This window comes from Cycloclasticus pugetii PS-1 (genome assembly GCF_000384415.1).
Lineage (GTDB): Bacteria > Pseudomonadota > Gammaproteobacteria > Methylococcales > Cycloclasticaceae > Cycloclasticus > Cycloclasticus pugetii.
The window spans coordinates 1,978,192-2,004,013 of sequence record NZ_ARVU01000001.1 but is presented as its reverse complement, the minus strand read 5'-3'; the positions used below and the strand labels follow the sequence as shown (position 1 = coordinate 2,004,013).

29 protein-coding genes are annotated in these 25,822 nt (G+C 42.7%); 13 read left to right on the top strand and 16 right to left on the bottom strand.

Annotated features, from left to right (window positions below):
• Positions 1-132 precede the first annotated feature (132 nt).
• Entirely contained in the window at positions 133-753 is a 621-nt protein-coding gene (thiE, locus tag CYCPU_RS0109820) for a thiamine phosphate synthase (RefSeq protein WP_016390525.1), read from the bottom strand.
• Positions 750-1,553: a bifunctional hydroxymethylpyrimidine kinase/phosphomethylpyrimidine kinase gene (gene thiD / locus CYCPU_RS0109815; protein ID WP_020162601.1), complete on the bottom strand. Its 804-nt coding sequence runs from the start codon at positions 1,551-1,553 to the stop codon at positions 750-752. The genes thiE and thiD overlap by 4 nt, the downstream gene beginning before the upstream one ends.
• A gap of 123 nt (positions 1,554-1,676) precedes the next feature.
• On the opposite strand from thiD, the gene metH reads away from it, so the two are divergent.
• From metH to CYCPU_RS12055, 3 genes are read left to right on the top strand one after another with little or no spacing between them, the layout of a single operon-like run.
• Positions 1,677-5,390 (top strand): methionine synthase, encoded by a 3,714-nt coding sequence (gene metH / locus CYCPU_RS0109810; protein ID WP_020162600.1) that lies wholly within the window; start codon positions 1,677-1,679, stop codon positions 5,388-5,390.
• A complete protein-coding gene (locus tag CYCPU_RS0109805; RefSeq protein ID WP_232228635.1) occupies positions 5,371-5,640 on the top strand; it encodes a glutaredoxin family protein in 270 nt (89 codons plus the stop codon). The genes metH and CYCPU_RS0109805 overlap by 20 nt, the downstream gene beginning before the upstream one ends.
• Positions 5,637-5,813: a hypothetical protein gene (locus CYCPU_RS12055; RefSeq protein WP_015006695.1), complete on the top strand. Its 177-nt coding sequence runs from the start codon at positions 5,637-5,639 to the stop codon at positions 5,811-5,813. The genes CYCPU_RS0109805 and CYCPU_RS12055 overlap by 4 nt, the downstream gene beginning before the upstream one ends.
• Positions 5,814-5,896: 83 nt before the next feature.
• On the opposite strand, the gene purU is transcribed toward CYCPU_RS12055, so the two are convergent.
• From purU to moaC, 3 genes are read right to left on the bottom strand one after another with little or no spacing between them, the layout of a single operon-like run.
• Entirely contained in the window at positions 5,897-6,760 is an 864-nt protein-coding gene (gene purU / locus CYCPU_RS0109795) for a formyltetrahydrofolate deformylase (protein WP_015006694.1), read from the bottom strand.
• 13 nt (positions 6,761-6,773) lie between these two features.
• Positions 6,774-7,211: an HIT domain-containing protein gene (locus CYCPU_RS0109790; protein WP_015006693.1), complete on the bottom strand. Its 438-nt coding sequence runs from the start codon at positions 7,209-7,211 to the stop codon at positions 6,774-6,776.
• A gap of 2 nt (positions 7,212-7,213) precedes the next feature.
• Positions 7,214-7,696: a cyclic pyranopterin monophosphate synthase MoaC gene (gene moaC, locus CYCPU_RS0109785; RefSeq protein WP_015006692.1), complete on the bottom strand. Its 483-nt coding sequence runs from the start codon at positions 7,694-7,696 to the stop codon at positions 7,214-7,216.
• A gap of 46 nt (positions 7,697-7,742) precedes the next feature.
• Between moaC and moaD the strand changes: the two genes are divergently transcribed.
• Positions 7,743-8,012 (top strand): molybdopterin converting factor subunit 1, encoded by a 270-nt coding sequence (gene moaD, locus CYCPU_RS0109780; protein ID WP_020162598.1) that lies wholly within the window; start codon positions 7,743-7,745, stop codon positions 8,010-8,012.
• A 2-nt stretch (positions 8,013-8,014) separates the two neighbouring features.
• Positions 8,015-8,467, top strand: coding sequence for a molybdenum cofactor biosynthesis protein MoaE (locus CYCPU_RS0109775; RefSeq protein ID WP_020162597.1), 453 nt, complete (start codon positions 8,015-8,017; stop codon positions 8,465-8,467).
• Between the two features lie 14 nt (positions 8,468-8,481).
• Here the strand turns inward: CYCPU_RS0109775 and ppa are convergent, their stop codons facing one another.
• Positions 8,482-9,030: an inorganic diphosphatase gene (gene ppa, locus CYCPU_RS0109770; RefSeq protein ID WP_015006689.1), complete on the bottom strand. Its 549-nt coding sequence runs from the start codon at positions 9,028-9,030 to the stop codon at positions 8,482-8,484.
• A 174-nt stretch (positions 9,031-9,204) separates the two neighbouring features.
• Here ppa and CYCPU_RS0109765 point away from each other — a divergent pair, with 174 nt between their 5' ends.
• Positions 9,205-11,211, top strand: coding sequence for a sodium-translocating pyrophosphatase (locus CYCPU_RS0109765; protein ID WP_020162596.1), 2,007 nt, complete (start codon positions 9,205-9,207; stop codon positions 11,209-11,211).
• Between the two features lie 43 nt (positions 11,212-11,254).
• Here CYCPU_RS0109765 and CYCPU_RS0109760 read toward each other — a convergent pair whose 3' ends face one another.
• From CYCPU_RS0109760 to CYCPU_RS0109745, 4 genes are all read right to left on the bottom strand, one after another.
• Complete coding sequence (locus tag CYCPU_RS0109760) at positions 11,255-11,707, bottom strand: hypothetical protein (RefSeq protein WP_020162595.1); 453 nt, start codon at positions 11,705-11,707, stop codon at positions 11,255-11,257.
• Between the two features lie 21 nt (positions 11,708-11,728).
• Positions 11,729-12,175, bottom strand: coding sequence for a DUF3465 domain-containing protein (locus CYCPU_RS0109755; RefSeq protein ID WP_020162594.1), 447 nt, complete (start codon positions 12,173-12,175; stop codon positions 11,729-11,731).
• A gap of 95 nt (positions 12,176-12,270) precedes the next feature.
• Positions 12,271-12,675 (bottom strand): DUF4332 domain-containing protein, encoded by a 405-nt coding sequence (locus CYCPU_RS0109750; protein ID WP_015006685.1) that lies wholly within the window; start codon positions 12,673-12,675, stop codon positions 12,271-12,273.
• A gap of 69 nt (positions 12,676-12,744) precedes the next feature.
• Positions 12,745-14,214 (bottom strand): helicase HerA-like domain-containing protein, encoded by a 1,470-nt coding sequence (locus tag CYCPU_RS0109745; RefSeq protein WP_020162593.1) that lies wholly within the window; start codon positions 14,212-14,214, stop codon positions 12,745-12,747.
• 494 nt (positions 14,215-14,708) lie between these two features.
• Here CYCPU_RS0109745 and lgt point away from each other — a divergent pair, with 494 nt between their 5' ends.
• From lgt to CYCPU_RS0109730, 3 genes are read left to right on the top strand one after another with little or no spacing between them, the layout of a single operon-like run.
• Positions 14,709-15,482, top strand: coding sequence for a prolipoprotein diacylglyceryl transferase (lgt, locus tag CYCPU_RS0109740; protein ID WP_016390535.1), 774 nt, complete (start codon positions 14,709-14,711; stop codon positions 15,480-15,482).
• A 4-nt stretch (positions 15,483-15,486) separates the two neighbouring features.
• The gene (gene thyA / locus CYCPU_RS0109735; protein WP_020162592.1) at positions 15,487-16,281 is read left to right on the top strand and encodes a thymidylate synthase; all 795 of its coding nucleotides are present in this window, start codon (positions 15,487-15,489) and stop codon (positions 16,279-16,281) included.
• Positions 16,281-16,763 (top strand): dihydrofolate reductase, encoded by a 483-nt coding sequence (locus tag CYCPU_RS0109730; protein ID WP_020162591.1) that lies wholly within the window; start codon positions 16,281-16,283, stop codon positions 16,761-16,763. The genes thyA and CYCPU_RS0109730 overlap by 1 nt, the downstream gene beginning before the upstream one ends.
• Here the strand turns inward: CYCPU_RS0109730 and CYCPU_RS0109725 are convergent.
• Together CYCPU_RS0109725 and apaG are read right to left on the bottom strand one after the other, a co-directional pair.
• Positions 16,760-17,587 carry a symmetrical bis(5'-nucleosyl)-tetraphosphatase gene (locus CYCPU_RS0109725; protein WP_015006680.1) on the bottom strand — a complete coding sequence of 276 codons (828 nt, stop codon included), beginning with the start codon at positions 17,585-17,587 and terminating at the stop codon, positions 16,760-16,762. The two genes, CYCPU_RS0109730 and CYCPU_RS0109725, sit on opposite strands and share 4 nt — an antisense overlap.
• A gap of 9 nt (positions 17,588-17,596) precedes the next feature.
• Positions 17,597-17,980, bottom strand: a complete 384-nt coding sequence (apaG, locus tag CYCPU_RS0109720) for a Co2+/Mg2+ efflux facilitator ApaG/CorD (protein WP_015006679.1) — start codon at positions 17,978-17,980, stop codon at positions 17,597-17,599.
• A 127-nt stretch (positions 17,981-18,107) separates the two neighbouring features.
• On the opposite strand from apaG, the gene mpl reads away from it, so the two are divergent.
• The 4 genes from mpl to CYCPU_RS0109700 all read left to right on the top strand — a co-directional run bounded on the left by mpl (position 18,108) and on the right by CYCPU_RS0109700 (position 22,531).
• Entirely contained in the window at positions 18,108-19,463 is a 1,356-nt protein-coding gene (mpl, locus tag CYCPU_RS0109715; protein WP_020162590.1) for a UDP-N-acetylmuramate:L-alanyl-gamma-D-glutamyl-meso-diaminopimelate ligase, read from the top strand.
• A gap of 7 nt (positions 19,464-19,470) precedes the next feature.
• Positions 19,471-20,055, top strand: a complete 585-nt coding sequence (locus CYCPU_RS0109710) for an LON peptidase substrate-binding domain-containing protein (protein ID WP_020162589.1) — start codon at positions 19,471-19,473, stop codon at positions 20,053-20,055.
• Between the two features lie 116 nt (positions 20,056-20,171).
• On the top strand, positions 20,172-20,459 hold the full coding sequence (locus CYCPU_RS0109705; protein WP_156815278.1) for a hypothetical protein: 288 nt from the start codon (positions 20,172-20,174) through the stop codon (positions 20,457-20,459).
• 11 nt (positions 20,460-20,470) lie between these two features.
• On the top strand, positions 20,471-22,531 hold the full coding sequence (locus CYCPU_RS0109700; protein ID WP_020162587.1) for a bifunctional diguanylate cyclase/phosphodiesterase: 2,061 nt from the start codon (positions 20,471-20,473) through the stop codon (positions 22,529-22,531).
• 84 nt (positions 22,532-22,615) lie between these two features.
• Here CYCPU_RS0109700 and CYCPU_RS0109695 read toward each other — a convergent pair whose 3' ends face one another.
• The 4 genes from CYCPU_RS0109695 to CYCPU_RS0109675 all read right to left on the bottom strand — a co-directional run bounded on the left by CYCPU_RS0109695 (position 22,616) and on the right by CYCPU_RS0109675 (position 25,809).
• Complete coding sequence (locus CYCPU_RS0109695) at positions 22,616-23,221, bottom strand: DedA family protein (protein WP_020162586.1); 606 nt, start codon at positions 23,219-23,221, stop codon at positions 22,616-22,618.
• 12 nt (positions 23,222-23,233) lie between these two features.
• Positions 23,234-23,647, bottom strand: a complete 414-nt coding sequence (locus CYCPU_RS0109690; protein ID WP_020162585.1) for a group II truncated hemoglobin — start codon at positions 23,645-23,647, stop codon at positions 23,234-23,236.
• Complete coding sequence (gene hemL / locus CYCPU_RS0109685; protein ID WP_016390543.1) at positions 23,644-24,924, bottom strand: glutamate-1-semialdehyde 2,1-aminomutase; 1,281 nt, start codon at positions 24,922-24,924, stop codon at positions 23,644-23,646. Before hemL ends, CYCPU_RS0109690 begins: the two co-directional genes overlap by 4 nt.
• A gap of 144 nt (positions 24,925-25,068) precedes the next feature.
• Positions 25,069-25,809, bottom strand: a complete 741-nt coding sequence (locus tag CYCPU_RS0109675; RefSeq protein WP_015006671.1) for an HvfC family RiPP maturation protein — start codon at positions 25,807-25,809, stop codon at positions 25,069-25,071.
• Between the last annotated feature and the right edge of the window lie 13 nt (positions 25,810-25,822).

Below are 25,822 nucleotides of genomic sequence, written 5' to 3'. Positions count from 1 at the left end.
GCGCATTTTGAATGTCAGAGCATAGTTAAGGGGAATTATCGTGAGCCAGCAAATACTATTGACTTGCGCGCGTGAGTTAGTGGCAGCTGATGCAAATGCTCTTCAGGTCGTGGATAGGTGGGCACTGCAATACTAAAATAAAGCGCTGAAGTGTTGGCAGCTTTCGCTGATGTTATCTGCGCTGAAAATTTGCTCTACAACGGCGATAAAGTCTGCACCTTGATTAATCAGTGCTTTTGCATTGTTGTGTTGAATGCCGCCAATGGCAACGATGGGGATAGATAAAGCAGCTTTTGCATCCTGTAGGGTTTTAAGGTTTGCTAAAGGAGTGCCGGGCTTTGTGGTTGAATTGAAAAATCGACCAAATGCAACGTAATCTGCACCCTGTTCTTGAGCCTGTAAGGCAAGCGATAAATGGTGATGACAAGTCACCCCGATAAGTGCATCCTTGCCTAATCGTTGTCTCGCTTCAAGAATGCTGCCATCTGATTGACCAAGGTGGACACCCTCTGCCTGACAGGCTAGTGCAAGGGCAGGATTGTCGTTAATGATCAATGGAACGTTATAATTTAAGCACAATTGATGAATAGCCTGTGCTCGCAGCAGTGTTTCATCAGGCGTGCTGATTTTGTCTCGGTATTGCAGAAGGCTTGCACCTCCTTGAAGTGCTTGTTCTACTTTTTCTAATAATAAAGCTGTTTCGGCTATATTTGGTGTAATAGCGTATAGGCCATTTTTAGGTAACGGAGTCATTGCTGAATGCGATTGGGGAAAAGTTGCCCTTTACCAACTCGGTTAGCTAATTTAATGGCTTGGTTAACATATGTTTGTGCCAACGCTACGGCATTGGGTATTGATTGACCTTGCGCGACTAAGGCTGCAATGGCTGAGGCCAGTGTGCAACCGGTACCATGAAAGTGGCCGCTTTGGCGTTCCCATTCATAAGTTATTTGTTTTTCATGATTAAAAAATAAGTGATTACGCAGTACCGCCCCTGGTGAATGCCCGCCCGTTATTAAAACGTAATTTGTACCTGTGTTAAGCAGTGCTTTGCCAAGGCTTTCTTCATTGTTATCGTGTTGTAACCCAGAAAGTTGAGCCGCTTCGATAGTATTGGGTGTCAACACGGTTGTGAGGGGAAGAAGCGTATTTTTAATTTCATCGAGCAGTTTAATATTGGCCAATGATGTGCCATCGCCACTAGCAAGGACGGGGTCGAAAACCACAGGAATATTAGGGTGTAACTGAATGATCTTGACGATAGCTTTAACGGCGTCGACTGACCCAGTTAACCCAACTTTGATAACAGCAATAGGCAGATCATCAAACAACACCTTAGCTTGCTCAATGATATCGTCCGCTTTTAAGGGTATTAAACGATGAACCGTGCTGGAATCTTGTACCGTTAAGCAGCTGATGATTGAACAAGGGTGGCAGCCAAAATGGGTGAGTACTTCGATATCCGCTTGAATGCCGGCGCCGCCAGTTGGGTCATGCCCAGAAATAGTTAGTACGGCAGGTTTTATGTCTAGATTTTTTGGCGAATGAGACAAAAGAGTGGGGTGCGTTTTACATTTAAAAAAGGATGGTAGAGGAATAAATTTATAACAACAAGTGCCTGTTCAGTAGCAAACGAGTAAAATGGCTGATTATTTAAAAACAAACGTACCGAAACAATGGCACAAACAGAAAAACATACACAGCTGTTAGATTTATTAAAGCAACGCATTTTATTACTGGATGGCGCTATGGGTACGATGATTCAGTCGTATGACTTTAACGAAAGTGATTATCGTGGGGAGCGTTTTGCTGACTGGCCAAGCGATGTAAAAGGCAATAATGATTTATTATCGTTAACTCAAGAAGATACTATCCGTGCTATCCATTTGGCTTATTTTGAAGCGGGTGCGGATATTGTTGAAACGAATACTTTTAACTCAACACGTGTTGCTATGGCTGATTACGATATGCAAGAGTTATCGTATGAAATTAACGAACAATCGGCTCGTATTGCAAGAAAAGCGGCAGATGAGATTGAGGCAAAATACCCTGGCAGAGTATGTTTTGTAGCAGGTGTTTTAGGCCCAACAAATCGTACGGCCAGTATTTCGCCGGATGTAAACGACCCTGCTTTTAGAAATATCAGCTTTGATGAATTGGCGGAGGCTTATACAGAATCAATTGATGCGCTGATAAAAGGTGGGGCCGATATTATCTTGGTAGAAACCATTTTTGATACGCTCAATGCGAAAGCGGCGCTGTACGCGATTCAAATGTATTTTGAAACACATGATGTTGAATACCCAGTCATGATTTCTGGCACAATAACCGACGCCTCCGGTCGAACGTTGTCAGGTCAAGTAACCGAAGCATTTTGGAATTCGCTAAGACATATCAAGCCGATTAGTATTGGCTTTAACTGTGCTCTTGGTGCTGAAGAGTTGCGCCAATATGTAGAAGAGTTGTCTCGTGTTGCCGATACGTATATCAGTGCACACCCCAATGCAGGTCTACCGAATGAGTTTGGTGGTTATGACGAAACACCAGACGATATGGCCGGCCATATTCGGGAGTGGGCGCAAAGTGGTTTCTTGAATATTATTGGTGGCTGTTGTGGAACATCACCTGAATTCATAACGGCAATGAAAGAAGCAGTGAGCGATAGTGCACCAAGGGAAATACCGAAGCTTGAGGTTGCCTGTCGATTGTCTGGCTTAGAGCCGATGAATATTTTTAAAGACTCTCTGTATGTCAATGTGGGTGAGCGAACGAATGTGACCGGTTCGGCTCGGTTTAAACGCCTAATTAAAGAGCAAGATTACGAAACAGCACTCGATGTAGCGCGTCAGCAGGTGGAAAGTGGCGCTCAGGTGATCGATATCAACATGGATGAAGGCATGTTGGATTCGAAAGCAGCGATGATACGTTTTTTAAGTTTGATAGCGGCAGAGCCAGATATATCGGTGGTTCCCGTGATGATCGATTCTTCTAAATGGGATATTTTAGAAGCCGGTTTAAAGTGTGTGCAAGGCAAAGCGATCGTCAATTCGATTAGTCTGAAAGAAGGCGAAGAAAATTTTATCAATCAAGCTAAAACCATTATGCGTTACGGCGCGGCAGTGATAGTGATGGCGTTTGATGAAACCGGGCAAGCAGATACATTTGAACGTAAAGTTGAAATTTGTACACGTGCCTATAAAGTGCTAACTGAAAAGGTTGGCTTCCCAGCCGAAGATATCATTTTTGACCCTAATATTTTTGCCATTGCCACAGGCATCGATGAGCACAATAATTATGCGGTTGATTTTATTGAAGCAACACGTGTTATTAAGCAAACTTTGCCACATGCTATGGTGTCTGGTGGTGTTTCGAATGTGTCCTTCTCCTTTCGAGGAAATAACAAAGTCAGGGAAGCGATTCATGCGGTATTTTTATACTATGCGGTTCAAGCAGGCATGGATATGGGCATTGTCAATGCAGGGCAGCTAGCAGTATATGACGATATTCCTGATGAGCTACGCGAGAGTGTCGAAGATGTCATCTTAAACCGGACACCTAAAAGCGGTACCTCTGCGACAGAGAACTTATTAGCCATTGCTGAAAAATACCTTGAGGGTGATTCAGAAGAAGCGGTTAAAGAAGCCGCCGAATGGCGATCTTGGCCGGTTAAAAAACGCTTAGAGCATGCGCTGGTTAAAGGCATTACAGAATTTATTGAAGAAGATACCGAATTGGTTCGACAAGAAGTTGAGCGTCCTTTACACGTCATCGAGGGGCCGCTGATGGATGGTATGAATGTAGTAGGTGACTTGTTTGGCGCTGGTAAGATGTTTTTACCGCAAGTCGTAAAGTCTGCGCGTGTTATGAAAAAAGCGGTCGCCTATTTAATGCCGTTTATGGAAGAAGAAAAGGGTGATGTGGTGGAGACTAACGGAAAAGTCTTAATGGCAACAGTCAAAGGCGATGTGCATGACATCGGTAAAAACATAGTTGCTGTTGTGCTTCAATGCAACGGTTTTGAAGTAGTTGATTTGGGTGTAATGGTACCTGCAGATACTATTTTGAAAGAAGCCAGTAAACACAATGTTGATGTGATTGGCTTAAGCGGCCTGATTACGCCATCTTTGGATGAAATGGTGCATATGGCAAAAGAAATGGAACGCCAAGGGTTTGATATACCGTTAATGATTGGCGGTGCGACGACATCGCGTGCGCATACAGCGGTAAAAATAGAACCGCACTATCATGGTGTAAGTGTGTACGTTACCGATGCGTCTCGGTCGGTTGGTGTGTTGAGTAATTTAATGGATAAAAGCGCGGCGAATGATTATCAGCAAAAAATTCGTGAGGAATATGCTGAAGTTCGTGAGCGTCATAAGGGTCGTCAGTCTACAAAACGCCAGCTTAATTTAGACGATGCCAGGCAGAATGCAAGCACGATTGATTGGAGTCAGTATACACCGGTAAAGCCGAGTTTCTTGGGTACCAAGGTGTTGAATGATTTTCCACTGGATGAAATTGCAAAGTTTATTGATTGGTCACCCTTTTTTCAAACTTGGGAGCTGGTTGGAAGCTACCCTAAAATTTTAGAAGATGAAATAGTCGGTCAGCATGCAAAGGACTTGTTAAAAGATGCCAAAATCATGCTGCAAAAAATTATCGATGAGAAGTGGCTAACGGCTCGTGGGGTTTTTGGCTTTTATCCAGCCAATAGTCAAGTGGATGATATTGTTGTTTATGAAGATGAGTCGCGTTCTAATGAAGCAGCAGTTTTACATCATTTACGTCAGCAAAATATCAAGCCACCAGGACGTAAAAATTACTGCTTATCGGACATGGTTGCACCAAAGGGTTCAGGCATTAATGATTACATTGGCGCATTTGCAGTAACGGCGGGTATTGGCATTGAAGAGCATATTAAGCGATTTGAAGCAGATCATGATGATTATCAATCGATTATGGTCAAGGCGTTAGCTGATCGTTTAGCAGAAGCGTTTGCTGAGTGCTTACATCAGCATGTAAGAAAAGATTATTGGGGGTACGCCGCTGATGAATCACTTGTAAATGACGAGCTTATTGGCGAGAAATATACGGGTATTCGTCCTGCTCCAGGCTACCCTGCCTGTCCTGATCATACTGAAAAGGCCACATTGTTTTCATTGCTTAATGCTAGCGAGCAAGCAGGTATTGAGTTAACAGAAAGTTTTGCCATGTACCCAACTGCAGCAGTGAGCGGCTGGTACTTTGCGCATCCGCAGGCGCAGTATTTTAATGTTGGAAAACTAAAGAAAGACCAAGTTGAAGACTATGCGGTGCGTAAGGGTGAATCGTTAGAATATATAGAACGTTGGCTGGCCCCAAGTCTTGCGTATGACCCAGATGATAATTGAGTTAACCTTTTATACAACCGAAGGATGTCATTTATGTGAGGATGCACAGCGGTTATTACAGCAGTTATTAGTGCAGTATCCAACGCGTTTTCAAATCGAAGTGGTGGATATTATTGACTCAGAAGAGTTAGTTGAACAGTATGGAACGCGCATACCCGTTGTGATGAAAGATGCTGTTCAGCAAGTGTTGGCTTGGCCGTTTACTTATGCAGATTTACTCTGTTTTGTAGATGAAGGAGAGATGCAGTGAGAGCGAATAAAAAGGCAGTAAGCCGCTTTGCTTATATGATGGTTGTCTTAAGTGTGGTGGCCGTCTTGTTGGGTGTTGGGGTTTTTTATTGGTTTGTTTTTGATGAGGTTGGTGCATCATCTGACGGCGCAAAACGTCCCAGCTTAAGTAGCTCTGTTGTTACAACTAAGTAGAGCGTGGTTGGGAATGGCTTTTTGACTCGGTTGCTTATTTACGCAAAACCAACTGGGCAACTAAGCCGCTGTTGATTAGGTTGTTACACAAAGACGATACAACGGTTTTTGTAAACTAATACTTTGTGCATTAGGTGATGTCGGATAGCGCGAGATAACACAATTTTTTCATTGTCTTGGCCCTTGCGTTTTAAATCTTCGATATTATCGTTATGCCTGATGCGTACAATATCTTGTTCAATAATAGGGCCTGCATCTAATTCCGTGGTGACATAATGACTAGTGGCACCAATAATCTTGACCCCTCTTTCATGCGCTGAATGATACGGCCTAGCGCCTGGAAAAGCGGGTAAGAAAGAATGGTGAATGTTAATAATTTGATGCGGGTAATGGTCTATAAAGTTGGCGCTTAATATTTGCATATAACGAGCCAGCACAATAGTGTCTATTTGATGCTTGGCAAGTAAGTCAAGTTGCGTCTGTTCTTGCTGCTGCTTGTTGTCGGCAGTGATGGGTATGTGATGAAAAGCAATGCCTGCGTTTTCAGCAAGTGATTGATGGTTTTTGTGATTGCTGATGACCAGGGGGATCTCGACGTCCCACTCGCCGGATTGGTAGCGAGAAAGAATGTCAAACAAACAATGCCCATGCTGTGAAACAAACAGTGCAAGCTTAGGTTTAATGTCAGAAAATGCTATCTGCCAGTTCATATTAAGCGCCGAGCCAACTTCTTCCGAAAAGGTTTTTTGAATCTGTTCGCGGTCAATAGAAAAGTTTTCTAGTTGCCATTCAACACGCATAAAGAAGTGCTTATCTGCAGTATCGACATGTTGTTCTAAATCGACGATATTGCCATTATTCTTAGTAAGAAAATTGGTAACTTTTGCGATAATGCCAGCTTGATCAGGACATTCTGCTAATAAGATGGCGGTGGTTTGTTGGTTCAAAATAAGCCCTGTTTTAGCTGGTTTGTAAGTTAGGGGTGAAGTGCATCTGACCGAGCAATTGGTGTGTTTTTTGAATACGGTCTTGTAATGCAGAAGGGGTGTATTGTTTAGCGCTCACATGGCCCCATATAGGATTTGGCCAAGCGGCATCATGTTTATAACGAACAATATGATGAAGGTGCAATTGCGGGACCATGTTTCCTAATGCGGCGATATTCATCTTGTCAGCGGAAAAGGCTGCGCTTAACGCTTGGCTGAATTGTAAGGATTCATCTTGTAGTGTTTGTTGGTCCTGCTTATTGAGCTGAAATGCTTCGACAATGCCTGCTTGTCGGGGCACAAGAATGTACCAAGGGTAATTGGCGTCTTTGCTCAGTAAAAGTGCACACAAAGGAAAATCGCCTAGGTAGTAACAATCTTCAGCAAGCCATGGATGTAATTTAAAGTCCATGCTTATGGCTCCTCACGTTTCCAATGACCTGATTTCCCGCCCTTCTTTTCAAGCAAACGAACGCCTTGAATAGTCATACCGCGGTCAACCGCTTTGCACATATCGTAAATTGTCAGTAAGGCTACCTGAGTAGCATTAAGGGCTTCCATTTCAACACCTGTTTTGCCCGATGTGGTGACGGTGGTTTGGCAAGCAATCAAGTTATTTTGCGTATCAGGTTCCAGTTTAATGTCCACATGGGTAATTGGTAAGGGGTGGCATAAGGGCACAAGGTCAGCTGTTTTTTTGCTGGCCATAATGCCAGCGATCCGTGCAATACCCAGCACATCGCCTTTTTTATTATCGCCGTTCATCACCCGTTGTAAGGTGGCAGCGCTCATTTCAATAAAGCCTTCAGTTACGGCTGTCCGGTCGGTATCGGCTTTGGCGCTAATATCGACCATATGAGCATCACCGGCGGTGTTAAAATGTGTGAGTTCAGACATAATCTAGTGGCTCGATTCGTTTGTTAACATGATAATATAATCAATTATGACACAATCAAATAGTCAGATGTATGAAGAAGCGATGTCTGTAAAAGTACTTTATTTTGCCAGTTTAAAAGAGCTGTTCGGACGTGGCGAGCAACAGCTTAATATTGACGGCCTAAAAACGGTCGAAGATGTTTGGAAGCATGTGAGCAAGGGGTACGATGTATCCCAGCAGGTGCTGTATTCGGTTAATCATGAATATGCTCAAGCGGACTCGTTAGTACATGCTGGCGATGAAGTGGCTTTTTTTCCTCCAGTTACGGGTGGTTGAGAATGATTAAAATTATTCAAAAAGCGTTTGACCCTTGGCAAGAGTTAGCAACTTTTCAGCGAAAAATGAAGCGAGAAGGTGAGTTTGGTGCTTGTGCTAATTTTATTGGAACGATGCGTGATATGAACGAGGGAGATGCCGTCAACGGAATGTTTCTTGAGCATTATCCTGGAATGACCGAAAAACACTTGGAAAAGATCGTTCAATCGGCAAAAAAACAGTGGGACCTGCTGGAAACATTAGTTATTCATCGAGTAGGGGCGCTATTGCCAAATGATCCTATAGTCTTGGTGGCTGCTTGGTCGGTACATCGTAAAGATGCGTTTGAGGCGAGTCGTTTTATTATGGAAGATTTAAAAAGTAAGGCACCTTTTTGGAAAAAAGAGAACCTTAGTTCTACCGCTTTGCAGGCAGAAAAAAACCGCTGGGTTGAAAAAAACACCAGCGGTTATTGATCAGAACAAGCCGTTTAGAAGTTAGGCTTTTCTTCTATAGCGTTGTAACGAGCAACACTTTCTGTAATTTCTTTGGCGGCACCATCAACACCTTCCCATCCTTCAACTTTTACCCATTTATTCGCTTCTAAATCTTTATAGTGTTCAAAAAAGTGAGCGATTTGTTTTAAGGTAACCGGTGAGATATCTTCATAGGATTTAACATCATCATACAAGGGTGTCAGTTTTGATACAGGCACAGCCAATACTTTGGCATCTTCACCTGCTTCATCAGTCATCTTTAAAACACCAATAGGACGACAGCGAATAACCGAGCCATTCATCAAAGGAATGGGTGTAATAACGAGCACATCCACTGGGTCACCATCATCAGAAAGTGTATGCGGCACGTATCCATAGTTACATGGGTAATGCATAGCAGTGCCCATAAATCGGTCTACAAATAATGCGCCAGATTCTTTGTCGACTTCATATTTAATAGGATCAGAGTGAGAGGGTATTTCTATAATAACGTTAACGTCATGGGGTAGATCTTCCCCAGAAGGGACTAGGTTAAGGCTCATGTTTTTTCCTATGTTTTTATGTTGGATTGAATGTTGTGCCGCATTATACAGGGAGGATTTGATTTAATTAAGCTTTCTGCTTGCACCATACCAGTAGGCAGAGTAAAAAAGAGAGGGCGTGATGTTTTTATGAAGCTAATCAGCGGGAAATAGAATAATCATCAGGAGAAAACTATGGAGTTGAGTCACTTATTGCCCCCTATTATTGGGTGTTTTGGTTTGTATGCAGCGAAATATGTATATAGCTTGGTAATGAAGTACCCGGAAGGTGAGGGTGTTGTCGCAAAAATTGCTGAGCAAATTCATTTAGGCGCAATGGTTTTTATGAAGCGCGAATATAAAATGCTGGTTAATTTTGCGGCCGCTTTATTTGTTTTAACATTTATATTTTTAGGTTGGGCAACAGCACTTTGCTTCTTAGTGGGCGCGTTGGCCTCTGGTGCGGCTGGTTATATTGGTATGAATACAGCCACCAAAGCGAATGTTAGAACAACAACGGCCGCTCATACAGATGGCGCCGAAGCAGCTCTTTCAGTTGCTTTCTTTGGTGGTTCAATTATGGGGCTAGCGGTAGCCTCTCTTGGCCTAATGGGTTTAGGCTTGATGTATTTATTTTTTGGCAGTGACCCCGAAAGCTCACATGCTATACATGGCTTTGCGATGGGCGCCTCAGTTGTTGCGCTGTTTTCTCGTGTAGGTGGCGGTATTTTTACTAAAAGTGCAGATGTTGGTGCGGATTTGGTGGGGAAAATTGAAGCGGGTATTCCAGAAGATGATCCGCGTAATCCGGGCGTGATAGCTGATAATGTTGGCGACAACGTGGGCGATGTTGCTGGCATGGGCTCAGATATTTTTGAATCATATTGTGGGTCTATGATTGCGACCATTGCGATTGCATCAACGATGTCAGCTGTTTTGTTGTCAGAACTGGGTGCACAGTCCAGTTTAATGTTTTTACCCTTGGCATTGGCCTCGATTGGATTACTTTGCTCAATAGGGGGTATTGTTATTGTTAAAAACAACGCTTCCAAGTCGTCAGAAAAAGCACTGCGTATGGGGACCATGGGGGCATCTGCTTTATTTATTGTTGTGGCTTTGCTACTTATTTTGATGATGGATGTGAGTAATTATGTTTGGGTAGCGGTTTTGGCCGGTGCAGTAGGTGGTATGGTAATTGGCTTAGTGACAGAATATTACACTGCAGGAGCACCGGTTAAACATATCGCTAAATCAGGCGAAACGGGCCCTGCAACGGTGATGATTACAGGCTTATCTGTTGGTATGCAATCAGTCGCTATCCCAGCATTTAGTATTTGTGGAGTGATTGCAGTTTCCAGCCACTTTGCTGGTTTATACGGTGTGGGTATTGCTGCGGTGGGCATGCTGGCGACTGTTGGCATAACTATGGCCATAGATGCTTATGGCCCCGTTGCTGATAATGCCGGTGGTATTGCTGAAATGGGGGGCTTGGGCGAGGAAACTCGTAAAATCACAGATTCGTTAGATGAACTGGGTAATACAACAGCAGCGATAGGTAAAGGCTTTGCTATTGGTGCAGCAGCATTAGCGGCATTGGCGATTATTACTGCGTTTATAGAAACAGTATCGGTACATGTGCCAGATTTTTCCTTGCAGTTAAATGACCCGCAAGTATTAATTGGTTTATTTATTGGTGGGGTTATTCCGTTTGTTATTGCTGCGTTGACGATGACAGCTGTCGGTGATGCGGCATTTGAGATGATTAAGGAAATTCGTCGCCAATTTAAAGAGATTGATGGTTTATTAGAAGGAACAGCCGAGCCAGACACCGCTCGTTGTGTTGATATTGCAACAACAGCAGCACTTAAGAAAATGATTGTGCCCGGTGTGATTGCAGTGAGTGCGCCTCCTTTAGTTGGTTTTTTCATAAGCGCTGAAGCCTTAGGCGGTATGTTATCAGGCGCATTGCTATGTTGCGTGTTGTTAGCATTGATGATGGCGAACGCCGGTGGAGCTTGGGATAATGCTAAAAAGTACGTTGAAAAAGGAAATTTAGGCGGTAAAGGTTCTGATACCCATACTGCCGTAGTGGTAGGTGATACGGTAGGCGACCCCTTTAAAGACACATCAGGCCCTTCAATGAATATCTTGATTAATGTAATGGCGATTGTAAGTTTGGTTATTGCGCCGTTGCTCGGGTAGAGCGTAAAAGGGTATAAAAAAAGCGGCTTAAATGCCGCTTTTTTTATATGTGAACTTCTTTATCAGGCCAAATAAAACCGATGGATCGTTGGGGCGCCTCTTCTTTTATTTCTATCGCGTGGCAGAGCATTTGTACACTGGATTGGTGAGCAAACATCACGCAGCTATTCCCGCCCATTTTGCCTTCAATTCTAATACCGTGGAAACTGACTTGAGAGAGTTTTAACACGTCAATTTGAATGCCACCTTGTAGAACGGCCACAATAGCTGGTTGTAGGCCTTCTTCAAGTGATTGTCGCCAAGATAGGGCTTCATCAGCAATGGCTTTCATTAACACACCGGCACTTCTAAACTCATTACTTTCTTGTAAGTTAGGCGTGTCATCCTCTGAAAGGGCGCAAGAATGAATTTGACCAATGTCTACGTTGACTAGATTTGAACCAAGTAAGGGTTCTGCTTGTGTTGGAATCTTTTTGCTTTTTGTTGGTTTGCTCATAATGTTCTCTAATTTTTCATCTTATTGGTAAACTTTACCACGATATTTGATCCATCCGGCTGGGTGTATGCCTCTAGGGTCATGATGGGTCCAGTGAATAACACCACCTTTTATATTCCACTCATATTCTCCCTTAAATGTAATAGGGTCGTCTTTTTTTAAGGCCTTTACTCGAGGAGCTAGGTCAATATTATGCGCAATCAAGACTGTTAATACGGGTGAAATACGGACAATAAATTTTTGATGCCTGCTGCCATTGTTATCATCGGCTAATAATTTGCTCACGGTGCCTGTGGCTGTGATAATTTTATCGCTTTGTTTATTGTTATAAGCGCTTATTAACGCATCAGTTGAATACGTGGACGTAGAAGAGCTTGAGTCATGAGGTGTATCAAGGGGTAGATGCTGTTTGTTAAAGAAGGTGAAAAAAATAATGATCGCTATTATTAGAACAAGATACTTTCTCATGGATGTAAAGTTTACAAAGGATTGTTTTGGGGTAAAAAAAAGCCGTACATAGCATTAACGATATATACGGCTTTTATATAGGGTGCTGGAAGCTTTTAATGTGTGATTTTTTTAGGTAAGTCTTTAGCTTGCTCAACCCAACTTTCTACTTGTGATAAGGCGGGAACTTTACGGACTAAATTTTTATCTTCATTCACCTGTGCCATTTTAGCGTGTAAGTTCTCGGCGTTTCGTTGTTTTAGTTCTGGTACCGTGTCAACGCCAGCGCATTCCAATAAGTCTGCATATTGTGTGCTGACACCTTTAATACGCGTTAAATCTGCGCGGTTGGCCCAGCCTAGGATAAGTTTCTCACTCAAGCCAGACTTTTCGGCAATTTCTTTGCGTCCTTTTTTTGTACAGCAAACCTCTAATAAATTCTCAATTGATGTTAAACCGGCGTCCCTTAGTTTTTCTGCATATGCTGGTCCAATTCCTTCTATATCAGATAATGCGGTCATCTTTCTCTCCCTATGTTGTTTTGTCGAGTCGACGTTAAAAACTTTACACTCATCTGTCCTTGTTTAAAACTACTTTAGTAATGAACCTAGGAGACCGCGTATGAGTTTACCGCCAATTTTAGTTCCAATGGCTCGGGCGGCGCTTTTTATCATGGCGTCCATTGGGTTATTGGTAGAGCGTTGAGGTTTCTTACGAGTGGGTTTTTTTCTGGCTTTTTCTTCTTCAATATCGAGCGCACGTTTTTCTGCTTCTTCTGCTCTTATTTTTAAGAGCTCATGAGCGGATTCTCGATCAATAGGCGTGTCATACTTTCCGGATACAGGAGAACGGTCAAGTTTTTCTGCGCGTTCTTTCATCTTTATCGGGCCAATTTGTGATTCAGGTGGGCGAATGAGCGTTCGCTCAACCTGTGTAGGGCTACCGTTTTCGTCAAGTGTGGAGACTAAGGCTTCGCCAATACCTAGCTCAGCAATGCATGTTGCAATATTAATGTTTGGGTTTTGCCGAAACGTTTGAGCCACCAGTTTGATAGCTTTTTGGTCCTTAGGTGTAAATGCTCGTAAGGCATGTTGTATACGTAAGCCTAATTGCCCTAAGACATTTTCCGGAATATCCATAGGACTTTGGCTGATAAAATAGACGCCAACACCTTTCGACCGGATGAGTCTTACAATTTGTTCGATTTTGTCGGTTAGTGCTTCCGGTGCATCGTCAAAGAGCAAATGCGCTTCATCAAAGAACATAACAAACTTTGGTTTATCTGCATCACCGACTTCCGGTAAGTTTTCGAATAATTCAGACAGTAACCATAATAAAATAGTGGCGTATAAACGAGGTGACTTGTGCATGAGTTGCGTTACATCCATCACATTGATGAATCCTCGACCTGACCAGTCAATACGCATTAAATCCTCAAGCCTTAAGGCTGGTTCACCTAAAAAATTTTCTACTCCTTGTTGTTGTAAAATGAGTAGATCACGCTGTATTGCGCCAATGCTGGAGGAGGTGATATTGCCATACTCGCCTTTTAGTTCTTTGGTGTTATTGCTCACCCATGTCAGCATTGATCTAAGGTCGTTGAAATCGAGTAACAATAATCCGTTATCATCTGCAATTTTGAAGCAGGCGTATAAGACACCCGTTTGAGTATCATTTAATTCGAGTAAGTTAGATAGAAGTAGCGGGCCCATATCGCTGACAGTTGTGCGTAATGGGTGACCAAGTTTTCCATAAACATCCCAAAAAACTACTGGTGAAGCTTGCGATTGATAATCTGTTATTTTGATTTTCTTAATACGCTCTTCGATTTTTGGGTGTGCTGATGCGGCGTTAGCAAGTCCAGATAAGTCCCCTTTAATATCAGCCATAAAGACAGGGACACCAAGCTTGGAGAACCCTTCAGCTAACACCTGAAGTGTCACGGTTTTTCCAGTGCCTGTAGCCCCCGCAATCAACCCGTGTCGATTGCCCATTTTAGGGTTCAATTTTATTTGATCAGTAAGGTTGCCGCCAATTAACAAGTTAGATTCATTCAACATTGATAAGCACCGTTTATTTTTGTTGAGTTAATAGCCTTCACAACCATGAAAATAGTGAAAGCAATAATTATAAAATCGACCACCGTTTAAATAAAAACTAACGTATTTAATGACCGCAGCAGGTACTTCGCTGACAGCTTCTTGAATAGTGACGAGAAGAAGTAATTCATCTGTGGATGGTATAATCCTGTCAGCTAAAAATGATCAAAGGGTCCTTAACTACAAGCCGTGCGAATGATGATGCTAATCACCATACCAACGGCATTTCTTTGTACAGTAAATCCTTTCATCATGCTTATTTTATATTTCTTATATTAGTCAGTTGTTCGAGTAGCCACAATAGTTATTTTTGTTGTTAGATTTCATGTCTTATTTAACATGAGAAAAATGTTAAAAATATCGATAACTTTTGTTAATCAGGTTGCGTTAAATAAAAGATGCATGTCTTGGCGTGCACACGCTAAAATATTTACTCCCTTTAAGGATTAAATAATATGTTGGTATACCCTCAAATAGACCCCGTTGCGATCAACCTCGGGCCATTGGCTGTTCACTGGTACGGCCTCATGTATCTTGTTGGGTTTGTGGGGGCATGGTTGTTAGGTCGGTATAGGGCTAAAAAGGTGGGCTGGAGTGTTCAGCAAATTGATGACCTTATTTTTTACGCGGCGATGGGTGTGGTATTGGGTGGCCGTATTGGCTATGTGTTATTTTATAACTTCCCTGCTTTTATCGATAACCCTGTTATTTTGTTAAAAATATGGCAAGGCGGTATGTCTTTTCACGGGGGGTTATTGGGTGTGCTTGTTGCCATGTACCTGTTTGGCAAAAAATACCAGCATCACTTTTTTGAAGTGACTGACTTTATTGCCCCTTTGGTACCGATTGGTTTAGGGGCGGGACGAATTGGTAATTTTATTAATGGTGAGCTGTGGGGTAAACCGACTGATTTTGCGCTAGGTATGCTAGTGCCAGGGTTAGGTAATATGCCTAGGCACCCTTCACAATTGTATGAGTCGGTACTAGAAGGCTTTGTGCTATTTTTTATTTTATGGATTTATTCAAGCAAACCAAGAGCAAGGATGAGCGTGTCGGGCCTGTTTTTAATCGGTTACGGTGCCTTTAGGTTTGCGGTTGAGTTTGTCCGGCTGCCCGATGCGCATTTAGGCTACTTAGCATTTGGTTGGCTAACCATGGGGCAAATTTTGACCTTGCCAATGTTGCTGTTAGGAGCCGTCTTAATGCTGAAAGCAAAACAAAAAGGCTAAGTTAATGAAACAATATTTAGAGTTAATGCAAGATATCCTCGATAACGGGACAGATAAAGAAGATAGAACGGGAACTGGAACGCGGTCAGTGTTTGGTCGGCAGATGCGCTTTGACTTATCGAAAGGTTTTCCGTTGGTAACAACTAAAAAATTACACTTGCGATCTATTATTCATGAACTGTTATGGTTTTTAAATGGCGATACAAATACACGCTATTTGAAAGATCACGGGGTGAGTATTTGGGATGAATGGGCAGATGATAAGGGCGATTTAGGCCCAGTTTATGGTCACCAGTGGCGTTCTTGGCCAACTCCTTCTGGCGAGAATATTGACCAAATCAGTGAGGTGTTGGCGCAAATTAAAAACACCCCCGACTCTCGCCGAATGATAGTGAGTGCATGGAACGTGGGGCAGATACCGGATATGGCCTTACCACCATGCCATTTATTGTTTCAGTTTTATGTCGCTAATGGGAAACTGTCGTGTCAGTTGTACCAGCGCTCAGCTGATTTCTTTTTAGGGGTGCCGTTCAATATAGCCAGCTATGCCTTGTTAACCCATATGGTTGCTCAGCAAGCAAACTTAGAGGTTGGTGACTTTGTTTGGACAGGGGGAGATGTGCATCTCTACAGCAACCATTTTGAACAAGCAAATTTACAGCTATCACGTGATACTTTAGCGTTGCCTCAATTACAGATAGCAAGAAAGCCCGCCTCATTATTTGATTATCGGTATGAAGATTTTGAGATCATTGGTTATCAATCCCATGCCGGGATTAAAGCACCGGTCGCGATTTAATGATTTCTATGATTGTTGCAATGGCTGAAAACAGAGCCATTGGGAAAAATAATGAGCTGCTTTGGCACTTACCTAAAGATTTTCAGCATTTTAAGTCGGTCACCATGGGGAAGCCTATTTTAATGGGGCGTAAGACGTTTGAATCGATAGGAAAGGCATTACCGGGCAGAAAAAACATTGTTATTACCCGTGATAATAACTTTACGGCTGAGGGTATTGTCATTGTTCATTCAATTACAGCAGCGTTAGAAGCGACGGAAGAATTTGATGATGTGATGGTCATTGGTGGCGCAAGTTTTTATGAGCAAATGTTACCGGTGACAGAGACATTATATTTAACGGTGGTCCATCAAGATTTTGAAGCAGATGCTTTTTTTCCTGAGATCAAAGCCGAAGATTGGGAGGTTGTTGAGCAGGTTAAGCATGAAGCGGATGAAAAGCACGCTTACTCGTATTCATTTATAACCTATCGACGAATCTAATAAGGTTCTAATGAAGCGTCACAATCTAGCGAGATTATGCGCTCAGTTCCATCCAGTGTCATGGCGCTTAATTGGCCACCCCAAAGACAGCCAGAGTCTAAACAAAAGGCGTTGTTTTGTTTATTGAGGCCTAAAGTTGACCAGTGACCAAACACTATTTTTTCCTGGGCTGTTTGCCGCTTAGGTACTTCAAACCAAGGTATTAAGTGAGGCGGACTATCTGCTGGCGAACCTTTTTCTTTAAACTCTAAATGTCCTTGTTCATCGCAAAAACGCATTCGGGTAAAACAATTAATAATAAAGCGCAAACGTGCATGACCTGACAAGCTGTTATCCCAGTGGGTAGGCTTGTTACCGTACATACTTGCTAAAAAGGGATCGAATAAGTCGCTCTGAAAGGCTGCTTCCAGCTCCTTTGCATATCGTTTAGCATCTTCAAGTGTCCATGGGGCAGGCAAGCCTGCGTGAATCATTGTATAGCCGAGTGTTTTGTCGTGATGTAAGAATGGAAGCGACCGAACCCAGTGAATAAGCTGGTCGGCATCGTGAGCCTCTAAAATATTAGCAAATGTATCTGTGCGATGTGCTTTCTTGTGACCACGTGCGGATGCTAAAAAATGGCACTCATGATTACCTAATACACTGTGGGCGCTGTCGCCTAGCGAGATGATAAAACGTAATGTTTCTAATGATTTGGGACCTCGATTGATGAGGTCGCCAGCAAACCATAGTTGATCTTTGTTAGGATCGAATTGAATTTTATCCAATAGCCGGCGAAGAGAATCATAACAACCTTGAACATCACCGATGGCGTAGGTTGTCATAACAGCGCCTTAGTGCAAGGTTCTTGGAGTGGATAAAGAAAAGGGCGCAATGGTAGCGGTGAACTTTTCGCCATCAGCATCTTGTAGATGATAACTGCCTTGCATCGCACCTACCGATGTTTCAATAACCGCACCGCTAGTATATTGAAAAGACTCGCCTGGTTGTAGGTGAGGCTTTTCGCCAACGACGCCTTCGCCATGCACTTCTTGAACTTTGCCATTAGCATCAGTGATAATCCAATGACGGCTCAAGAGTTGTGCCTCAATATTACCGGTATTTTTAATTGTTATAGAATACGCAAAGACGTAACGTGCTGCTTCTGGTTCAGATGAAGAGGCGATGTAAGTAGTGTCTACATCGACTTGAATCTTTTGACGTTTTATATCACTCATGGTTTTTATAAATAATAGCGTTTGCCCAATGTGGGTGGTTGTTCATAATAAATTGGCCTTTACCTTCAAATATAAACAGTATCTGAAGTAAGATGGTCTTCAGCGATATTATCTAGGAAAACGTGAATTGAGAGTACATATTTTAGGTATTTGTGGCACCTTTATGGGCGGGCTTGCCGTTATGGCGAAACGTTTAGGCCATACCGTTACTGGTTCAGATGCTGGTGTTTACCCACCCATGAGTACTCAGCTTGAAGCCGAAGGGATTGAGTTGATGCAGGGTTATAGTGCTGATAACTTAAGGGTAAAGCCAGATATTGTTGTGATAGGTAATGCACTGTCGCGAGGCAATGAAGAGGTTGAAGCGGTGTTGAACCTAAATCTGCCTTACACATCAGGTGCACAATGGTTGGCCGAACATGTATTGCAACATCATTGGGTGTTAGCTGTCGCTGGCACGCATGGCAAAACGACAACCAGTTCGATGTTAGCGTGGATCTTAGAGGATGCTGGTTTAAAACCAGGTTTTTTAATAGGTGGTGTGCCGCTAAATTTTGCTATATCTGCTAAGTTGGGAGAATCTGATTACTTTGTGATTGAAGCGGATGAATATGACACGGCCTTTTTTGATAAACGTTCGAAGTTTGTACATTACCGGCCAAAGACCTGTATTTTAAATAACCTTGAGTTTGACCATGCTGATATTTTTGATGACCTTGGTGCGATAAAACGCCAGTTTCATCATTTGGTAAGAACGGTGCCAAACAATGGGCTGTTGATTTCCCCTTCCGGTGATGAAAACTTAGACGAGGTGCTCATACAAGGTTGCTGGTCTCCGGTAGAAAAATTTGCTAAACAGTCATCAGCTAAAGCGACTTGGTTTGCCGATAACCTTGACGCAGGTGAAGGCGAGTTTGATGTGTATTATCAAGGTGATTTTATGGGGCGTGTGTGTTGGAGCTTAAGCGGGCAACACAATGTATCAAATGCCTTAGCTGCTATTGCAGGGGCAGCTCATGTGGGTGTTAAGCCGGCCACCGCAATTAAAGCGCTGGCGCGATTCCAAAACGTTAAACGTCGAATGGAAGTTCGAGCGGTTGTAAATAATATTACCTTGTACGATGATTTTGCCCATCACCCAACGGCCATTGCTAGCACCTTGGCGGGTTTGCGAGGAAAGGTTGCAGATCAACGGATAATAGCGGTGCTTGAACCACGATCCAACACTATGAAAATGGGCGTGCATAAAGAGACCTTGTTACCCTCGTTAGAGCAAGCAGACCTTGCTTTTGTTTTTATGCCGGATGAGATGGACTGGCAAATGGAGATGGGTAATTATCCCAATATTAGGCTTTTTAAAACCATTGATGATTTAGTGGCAGCCACCGTTAGTGTTGTGCAATCAAATGACCATGTGTTATTTATGAGCAATGGTAGTTTTAGCGGTATTCATCAAATAATTGAAGACAGATTAAATTCGTAACACGGCCATGCAAATTTCAACAAACAATGTCCCTATTTTTCCATTATCCGTAGCCCTTTTTCCAGAAGGGGTTTTGTCGCTAAGAATTTTTGAAACGCGATACCTCGATATGGTGAGCCGTTGTTTAAAACAAAATATGCCTTTTGGCGTTAATATGATTGAAGATGGTCATGAGGTGGGTGATGCAGCCAAGTGTTATGCAATAGGCACATTAGCTAAAATCATCAATTGGGATCAGTCAGCCGATGGCGTGCTGCAAATTGAGGCATTAGGTTGTCAGCGATTCAGCATAGTAGATAGCCAAGTGTCTGATCAACAGTTAAGAACAGCTAGTATTAAAATTTTAGAGGAACCTGTGGGCGCAACGATTCCTGCTGAATGCTCTGAGTTAATCACGATGTTAAAAAGAATACTTAAAAAGCATCAACCGAATAGCCCATTGGATGAATCGAGGTTTAAAGATGCAAACTGGGTGAGTTGCCGCCTAACAGAAGTATTTCCAATGGAAAATATTATGCGCCAACGATTGCTTGAAATAGACAACCCTACCGAGCGATTAGAGGTGATTTTGGGTTTGTTATCGGCTCATTGAATTGCCTTTGTTTATTGACTTGTAGAAGAGCTTTTATCTGCTATATTTTAAAGGTTAAAAGATTTTATGACCGGGTCGTTTGGGTATGTGTGTAAAAATAAGGAGTAATGAAGGCAATGAGCGATCGAGAACATCTAGCTCGTTGTTTGGCTTGGATAGATTTTTTCAGGGGCAATATTTATGCTTGGATACTTGCTCAAGCTCTAAAACCATTGGTGAGTTGCACACACAAGATGAAAGCGTGGCATATTGAGATGGTGGCCACTTATGAGAGCAAGGCTAGGTGGCCGGTTGTTAATCATGTGGGTCGTTGCCTAATAGCTGTACCTGTGCGCACCAATCTGGCCCCCTTTTTTGAGTGGCAGCAGTTTTCTGTCGGCTTACTACAAAAAGCAATTAATTAAAGGGGATAAGCTTGTTAAATACAGTGAAGCTTTCTTATCTCCCTGTCAGGTATCAATTTATCTTGTTAATGATGGTGATGGCGTCAGCACTGATTGTTTTTTATTCTGTGTTTGCCTATCAACATGAAAAGGCTGAGTATGCTAAAGAATCAGTTAGCGAATTGAAAGCCATCACTCAGGTCTTAGAAAATGATTATGCTGCCTTGGTGTTGAATGGTGTGCCAAGCTTGCGTGCGGAATTATTGCGTAAATGGCAACAGTTTCCTGTTATTGAGCATGCCGATCTTGCGGGGGCTTCTGGGCAGACTATTTTGCATTATTCAAAATCTGCACAAGCACATCAAAATATTCAACTTGTTGAGCCGGATACAATAAAAGCAGTCGACAACCTACTGTTATACAAAAGTATTGTAATGTATGGCGAAGAGGAAGTGGGTGCTGTCACTTATGCCATTTCTACTGATAGTTCTGAAAAGCTTCTAATAGCGCTAAAGGAGTTGATTGTGATCTCAATTCCTATCGCGTTTGTTTTGGCTATTCTCTTGTCCATCTGGTTACAAAGTATTTTCGTCAAGCCGCTACAAGATTTAATGGAGGATATCAAAGACATTACACTTGAGCAGGCTTATGCAAAGACAATCTTTGTCAATAAGGCAGATAGCAGTGAGTATGCTGAAATGGCCAAGCATTTTAATAGTTTATTGCAACGGATGAATGCAACGTTGAATGAGGTTGAGCAATCAAAAAAAGTGGCTCAGGAGCTGGCTTATTATGATGAATTAACAGGCCTTGCGAATAGGCGGCTGTTAACAGAACACATGGAGTACATTCTCGATATTGCTATCAGAGAACACCGGCACGGTGCATTACTGTTTATTGACTTAGATAACTTTAAAACACTGAATGATTCACGTGGTCATGCAGCTGGGGATGAACTATTAAAAAAAGTAGCCGATAGTTTGAAGCATGTTTTTCGTGGGGTGGATACGATTGCTAGATTGGGTGGAGACGAGTTTGTTATTTTATCAGGCCAACTGGAAGATTCTGAAGAGGCGGTTATTAACCAAATTCATTCGTTAATGTTGAAGTTACGACATGTTTTAAGTGAAAAATTCATTATCCAAGGTGAAATTTATCACTTAACAGCGAGTATTGGCATTACCACATTCCCAAATATGGCCACGACCCCGGAAGGTTTAATGAAACAGGCTGATACCGCAATGTATCGTGCTAAAGAAGGTGGACGTGATGGTTATCGTTTTTACCAGCTTGAAATGCAAACAGATGCAGATGCTAAGCTGCAAATGGAGACGGACTTAAGACATGCTCTTAGTGCTAATGAGTTTAAATTATATTATCAACCGCAGGTAGATGAGTTTGGTCGAATTTTAGGGGCTGAGGCCTTGTTACGTTGGTTTAAAAAAGATGGAGAAATGGTGTCCCCGTCGGAGTTTATACCAATAGCTGAAATGACAGGTCTTATTTTACCGATTGGTGAGTGGGTTATAAAAGAAGCCTTCGGGCAATTGAAAAAATGGAAGCAGGCAGACATCGCTCCAGATTTTAGATTATCGATAAATATCAGCCCGTATCAATTTGATCAGGATAATTTTCTCGAGACAATAACAAGTCTGCTTGAGGAAATAGGTATGTCTGCAAGTTATGTGACGTTAGAGATAACAGAGGGGATTACTGTTAAAGATATACACCTGACTATTGATAAAATGCATGCGTTGACAGATCTCGGCTTTAAAATCTCGATGGATGATTTTGGCACGGGGTATTCGTCGTTAATGTATTTGAAGAAGCTGCCGCTGAGTGAATTAAAAGTCGACCAGTCATTCGTTCGAGATTTGCACGTCGATCAATCGGATGCGGAAATTGCCGCTACGATTATTGCGATGGCTAAAAGTTTGAGCTTGGATGTGGTCGCCGAGGGTGTTGAAAAGGAAAGCCAATTGAGCTTTTTAACCTATCATGGGTGTTCTGTCTTTCAAGGGTATTATTTTCACAAACCAATGCCAGCAAAAGAGATGGATGATTTATTATTTAGAAATGTGGTTGTTTTATAAAGGCTGACAAGCAATGGGTTGGCTTTTGATAGCACGACTTAACAGGTTTAACTAGGTTTTAATCAGGGTTAAGCCATCAGTTTATTAGCGTTGTTTGAGTATTTTGTAAAAAGCCCAGATAAGCACAGCAAAGAGCAGGATGAAAGGCCATCCATTTTCAAGATTAGTGGTGATGAGGGTCGTCGATTTTCCAAAAAAAAAGCCGGGTATGAGATAAGCAGGCGCCCATAAAGCCGACGCAATAAGGTTGGTAGGAATATAATGCTTAGTAGGCATGTCTAAAATACCAGCAATAAGTGGAATAATCGCGCGAATAGGGCCAATAAAACGCCCAATCAAAATACTAATTGCGCCATACTTTTCAAAAAATTCGTGTCCGTTTTTTAATACATCCGGATTGTTTTTAAACCAAGCGATGGTGTAAATTTTTTTATCGTAGTGCTTACCTAATGCAAAGCTTAGTCCGTCGCCAAATGATGCGCCTGCTGCCGCCCACATAACAGTGCTAGCCATATCTAATGTGCCATTGCTAATAAGTGTGCCGACTCCAAACATAATAGCGACACCTGGTATAACCACCCCAATAATAGCCAGTGATTCAACCATGGCAACTAGAAAGACAATAAGGCCTGCCCAGGTTGGGTGCTGGTTAATTAGCTGAGTGAAGGTGTCGAGCAGTTCGGCAAACATTCAGTTCAGTTGTTACTCAGTTTGGTTGCGCATAAAATCTGCGGTGTTAAAGAATGCTTGCATCAATTCATCGTGCATGGCTTTTTCGATATTCATTTTGTGGAGAGCTTTATCCATGCAGTGTAACCATTGATCACGCTCTTTAATGCCAATGGAAAAAGGTAAGTGGCGCGCTCGTAATCGTGGGTGACCATATTTTTCAATATACAACGAAGGGCCGCCGAGCCACCCGCTTAAAAAAAGAAATAATTTGTCTTCAGCCTCCGTTAAATCTGCCGCATGCATGTCACGAATTGTTTTAACGTCAGTGGTGTTGTCCATGGCCTCGTAAAAGTACTTAACAAGTTGACGAATACCTGTTTCACCACCTAGTTTTTCGTATTGGGTGAGTTTATAGGTTTGGCCAGGTTTTAATGTGTCAATCATGTTAATTTCTCAAAGGCGACCTTGGCAGCATGAAGTGTGTCGTTAATATCTTGTTCACTATGCGCAGCAGAGACAAACCCAGCTTCAAAGGCAGAAGGGGCGAGGTAGATCCCTTGTTCTAACATAAGGTGAAAGAATTGTTTGAAGCGTGCCTGGTCGCATGCCATGACTTGGCTAAAGCGGCGAATATTTTTGTGCTCAGAGAAAAATAGGCCAAACATACCGCCCACTTGGTTGGTAGAAAAAGGGATGTTGGCTTCTTTAGCAATGTTGTTTAGACCATCCAATAACTGCGTGGTACGGAGTGATAGTTGGTGGTAAAAATCAGGTTGGCTAATAAGCTCAAGTGTTGCGAGCCCAGCAGACATAGCTAGGGGGTTGCCTGATAGGGTGCCAGCTTGGTAGACAGGGCCATCAGGTGCAAGTTCAGCCATGATTTTAGCGCGGCCGCCAAAAGCACCGACAGGCATACCACCCCCAATGACTTTGCCTAGTGTGGTTAAATCGGGCGTTACGCCATACACTTGTTGTGCGCCACCAAGCGCGACGCGAAAGCCACTCATCACTTCATCAAAAATCAGCACAATGCCGTATTGGTCACATAATGTTCGTAAGCACTCAAGGAAGCCGGTTTCTGGAGGTATGCAGTTCATATTGCCAGCGACTGGTTCGACGATAATACAGGCGATGTCATTGCCGTTGGTTTTTAATAATTGCGAGACCGCTTCAGCATCATTATAGGGAAGCGTTAGGGTGTGGTCGGCCAGTGAGGCTGGTACACCCGGTGAGCTGGGAACGCCAAAAGTGAGTGCGCCAGAACCGGCTTTTACCAATAATGAATCGGAGTGACCGTGGTAACAGCCTTCAAATTTAATGATATTGTCACGGCCTGTGTAACCACGAGCTAAACGTATAGCACTCATGGTGGCTTCTGTTCCGGAGCTGACCATGCGTACTTTTTCAATGGATGGTACTAGTTGGCACACTTTTTCTGCCATCGTGGTTTCAATAATGGTGGGTGCACCAAAACTAAGCCCTTTTTCGGCCGCTGTTTGGACGGCTTTAACAACATCGGGGTGGCTATGGCCTAAGATCATAGGGCCCCAGGAACCAACATAGTCGATATATTGTTTATTGTTAGTATCAACAAGGTATGCGCCCTTTGCATGGTCGATAAAAACAGGGTCTCCACCGACACCTTTAAAGGCGCGAACCGGTGAGTTAACCCCGCCAGGAATAGATTGTTGTGCTTGATCAAAAAGAGAAGAGTTGCTCATATCAATGGGTGGTTTATTTGAATAACGGAACATTATAAGCAATAAAGATGAAGGACTTAAAAAAAGCAGGCATTAGCGGGTTAAAAAGTTTTGAAAATAGCTCAGGCGGCTATCGCAAGCTCGTTTTAAGTGCTGAGGGTTAAATTAATTAGGGGCAGAAACGACGATACCACGATGAATAAAGTCATTAATTATGGATAGCCCTCCTTGTATAACAACGCTAGGGTCTGGGTGTTGAAGGTTTTTAGCTAATGTTGACAAAATGTCTTTGGTTAATTGGCTTGTGTTGTCGGCTAATGCGATAAGCAAGGCATGTGTTGTTGGTGTTATTTCTAAAAAGCATATTGTGTGCTCAATATTGCGGTAAACGGCTAGGTATGTTGGCTGATCGGGTGGTTCGGCGGGTAAAAAGTCAGGCGAAATTTTATGTACGGGGTAGGTATAGGCAGCAACTAAGGCTGTTGGCGCAACGGTTAAAGCTTGATTGAAAGGGTCGCTAATGGGAGGGTAGGCTTCATCGTCAGTAATGGAAACGATAAACTCAAGCCATTCATAATGAGCTAGCTCTAGTAGGAATGGAGTATCATCAATGGCGTCTGAATTACTTGTGCGTTCGTGCTCTAAATAGTGGATAAACTCTTGGGGAATGTCAGAAAAGTAGGGGCTTTGACTTGGGTGACGATGATAAAAATCTCTACAGATATTTTCCCATTGTTGTTCAGAGCAAATAGTCTTAACAACCGGGAATCCATCACTAAGCGCGCTGGCAATATTGGTGAACAGAAGGTCGCGGTATATATTTATGCGTCGTTCTTCAATATCACTCGGTTTTGGCGCATTTTTTGGGTCACGAATATAGCGGGTGAATGCATGTTGAGTTTGCATGAAAGAAGGCGCG

Coding starts and splice junctions, on each gene's coding strand:
- thiE (WP_016390525.1), bottom strand. CDS start 753: ATGACTCCGTTACCTAAAAATGGCCTATACGCTATTACACCAAATATA.
- metH (WP_020162600.1), top strand. CDS start 1,677: ATGGCACAAACAGAAAAACATACACAGCTGTTAGATTTATTAAAGCAA.
- CYCPU_RS0109805 (WP_232228635.1), top strand. CDS start 5,371: ATGACCCAGATGATAATTGAGTTAACCTTTTATACAACCGAAGGATGT.
- CYCPU_RS0109790 (WP_015006693.1), bottom strand. CDS start 7,211: ATGGACTTTAAATTACATCCATGGCTTGCTGAAGATTGTTACTACCTA.
- moaC (WP_015006692.1), bottom strand. CDS start 7,696: ATGTCTGAACTCACACATTTTAACACCGCCGGTGATGCTCATATGGTC.
- moaD (WP_020162598.1), top strand. CDS start 7,743: ATGACACAATCAAATAGTCAGATGTATGAAGAAGCGATGTCTGTAAAA.
- CYCPU_RS0109775 (WP_020162597.1), top strand. CDS start 8,015: ATGATTAAAATTATTCAAAAAGCGTTTGACCCTTGGCAAGAGTTAGCA.
- ppa (WP_015006689.1), bottom strand. CDS start 9,030: ATGAGCCTTAACCTAGTCCCTTCTGGGGAAGATCTACCCCATGACGTT.
- CYCPU_RS0109765 (WP_020162596.1), top strand. CDS start 9,205: ATGGAGTTGAGTCACTTATTGCCCCCTATTATTGGGTGTTTTGGTTTG.
- CYCPU_RS0109760 (WP_020162595.1), bottom strand. CDS start 11,707: ATGAGCAAACCAACAAAAAGCAAAAAGATTCCAACACAAGCAGAACCC.
- CYCPU_RS0109755 (WP_020162594.1), bottom strand. CDS start 12,175: ATGAGAAAGTATCTTGTTCTAATAATAGCGATCATTATTTTTTTCACC.
- CYCPU_RS0109750 (WP_015006685.1), bottom strand. CDS start 12,675: ATGACCGCATTATCTGATATAGAAGGAATTGGACCAGCATATGCAGAA.
- CYCPU_RS0109745 (WP_020162593.1), bottom strand. CDS start 14,214: ATGTTGAATGAATCTAACTTGTTAATTGGCGGCAACCTTACTGATCAA.
- lgt (WP_016390535.1), top strand. CDS start 14,709: ATGTTGGTATACCCTCAAATAGACCCCGTTGCGATCAACCTCGGGCCA.
- thyA (WP_020162592.1), top strand. CDS start 15,487: ATGAAACAATATTTAGAGTTAATGCAAGATATCCTCGATAACGGGACA.
- CYCPU_RS0109730 (WP_020162591.1), top strand. CDS start 16,281: ATGATTTCTATGATTGTTGCAATGGCTGAAAACAGAGCCATTGGGAAA.
- CYCPU_RS0109725 (WP_015006680.1), bottom strand. CDS start 17,587: ATGACAACCTACGCCATCGGTGATGTTCAAGGTTGTTATGATTCTCTT.
- apaG (WP_015006679.1), bottom strand. CDS start 17,980: ATGAGTGATATAAAACGTCAAAAGATTCAAGTCGATGTAGACACTACT.
- CYCPU_RS0109710 (WP_020162589.1), top strand. CDS start 19,471: ATGCAAATTTCAACAAACAATGTCCCTATTTTTCCATTATCCGTAGCC.
- CYCPU_RS0109705 (WP_156815278.1), top strand. CDS start 20,172: ATGAGCGATCGAGAACATCTAGCTCGTTGTTTGGCTTGGATAGATTTT.
- CYCPU_RS0109695 (WP_020162586.1), bottom strand. CDS start 23,221: ATGTTTGCCGAACTGCTCGACACCTTCACTCAGCTAATTAACCAGCAC.
- CYCPU_RS0109690 (WP_020162585.1), bottom strand. CDS start 23,647: ATGATTGACACATTAAAACCTGGCCAAACCTATAAACTCACCCAATAC.
- hemL (WP_016390543.1), bottom strand. CDS start 24,924: ATGAGCAACTCTTCTCTTTTTGATCAAGCACAACAATCTATTCCTGGC.
- CYCPU_RS0109675 (WP_015006671.1), bottom strand. CDS start 25,809: ATGCAAACTCAACATGCATTCACCCGCTATATTCGTGACCCAAAAAAT.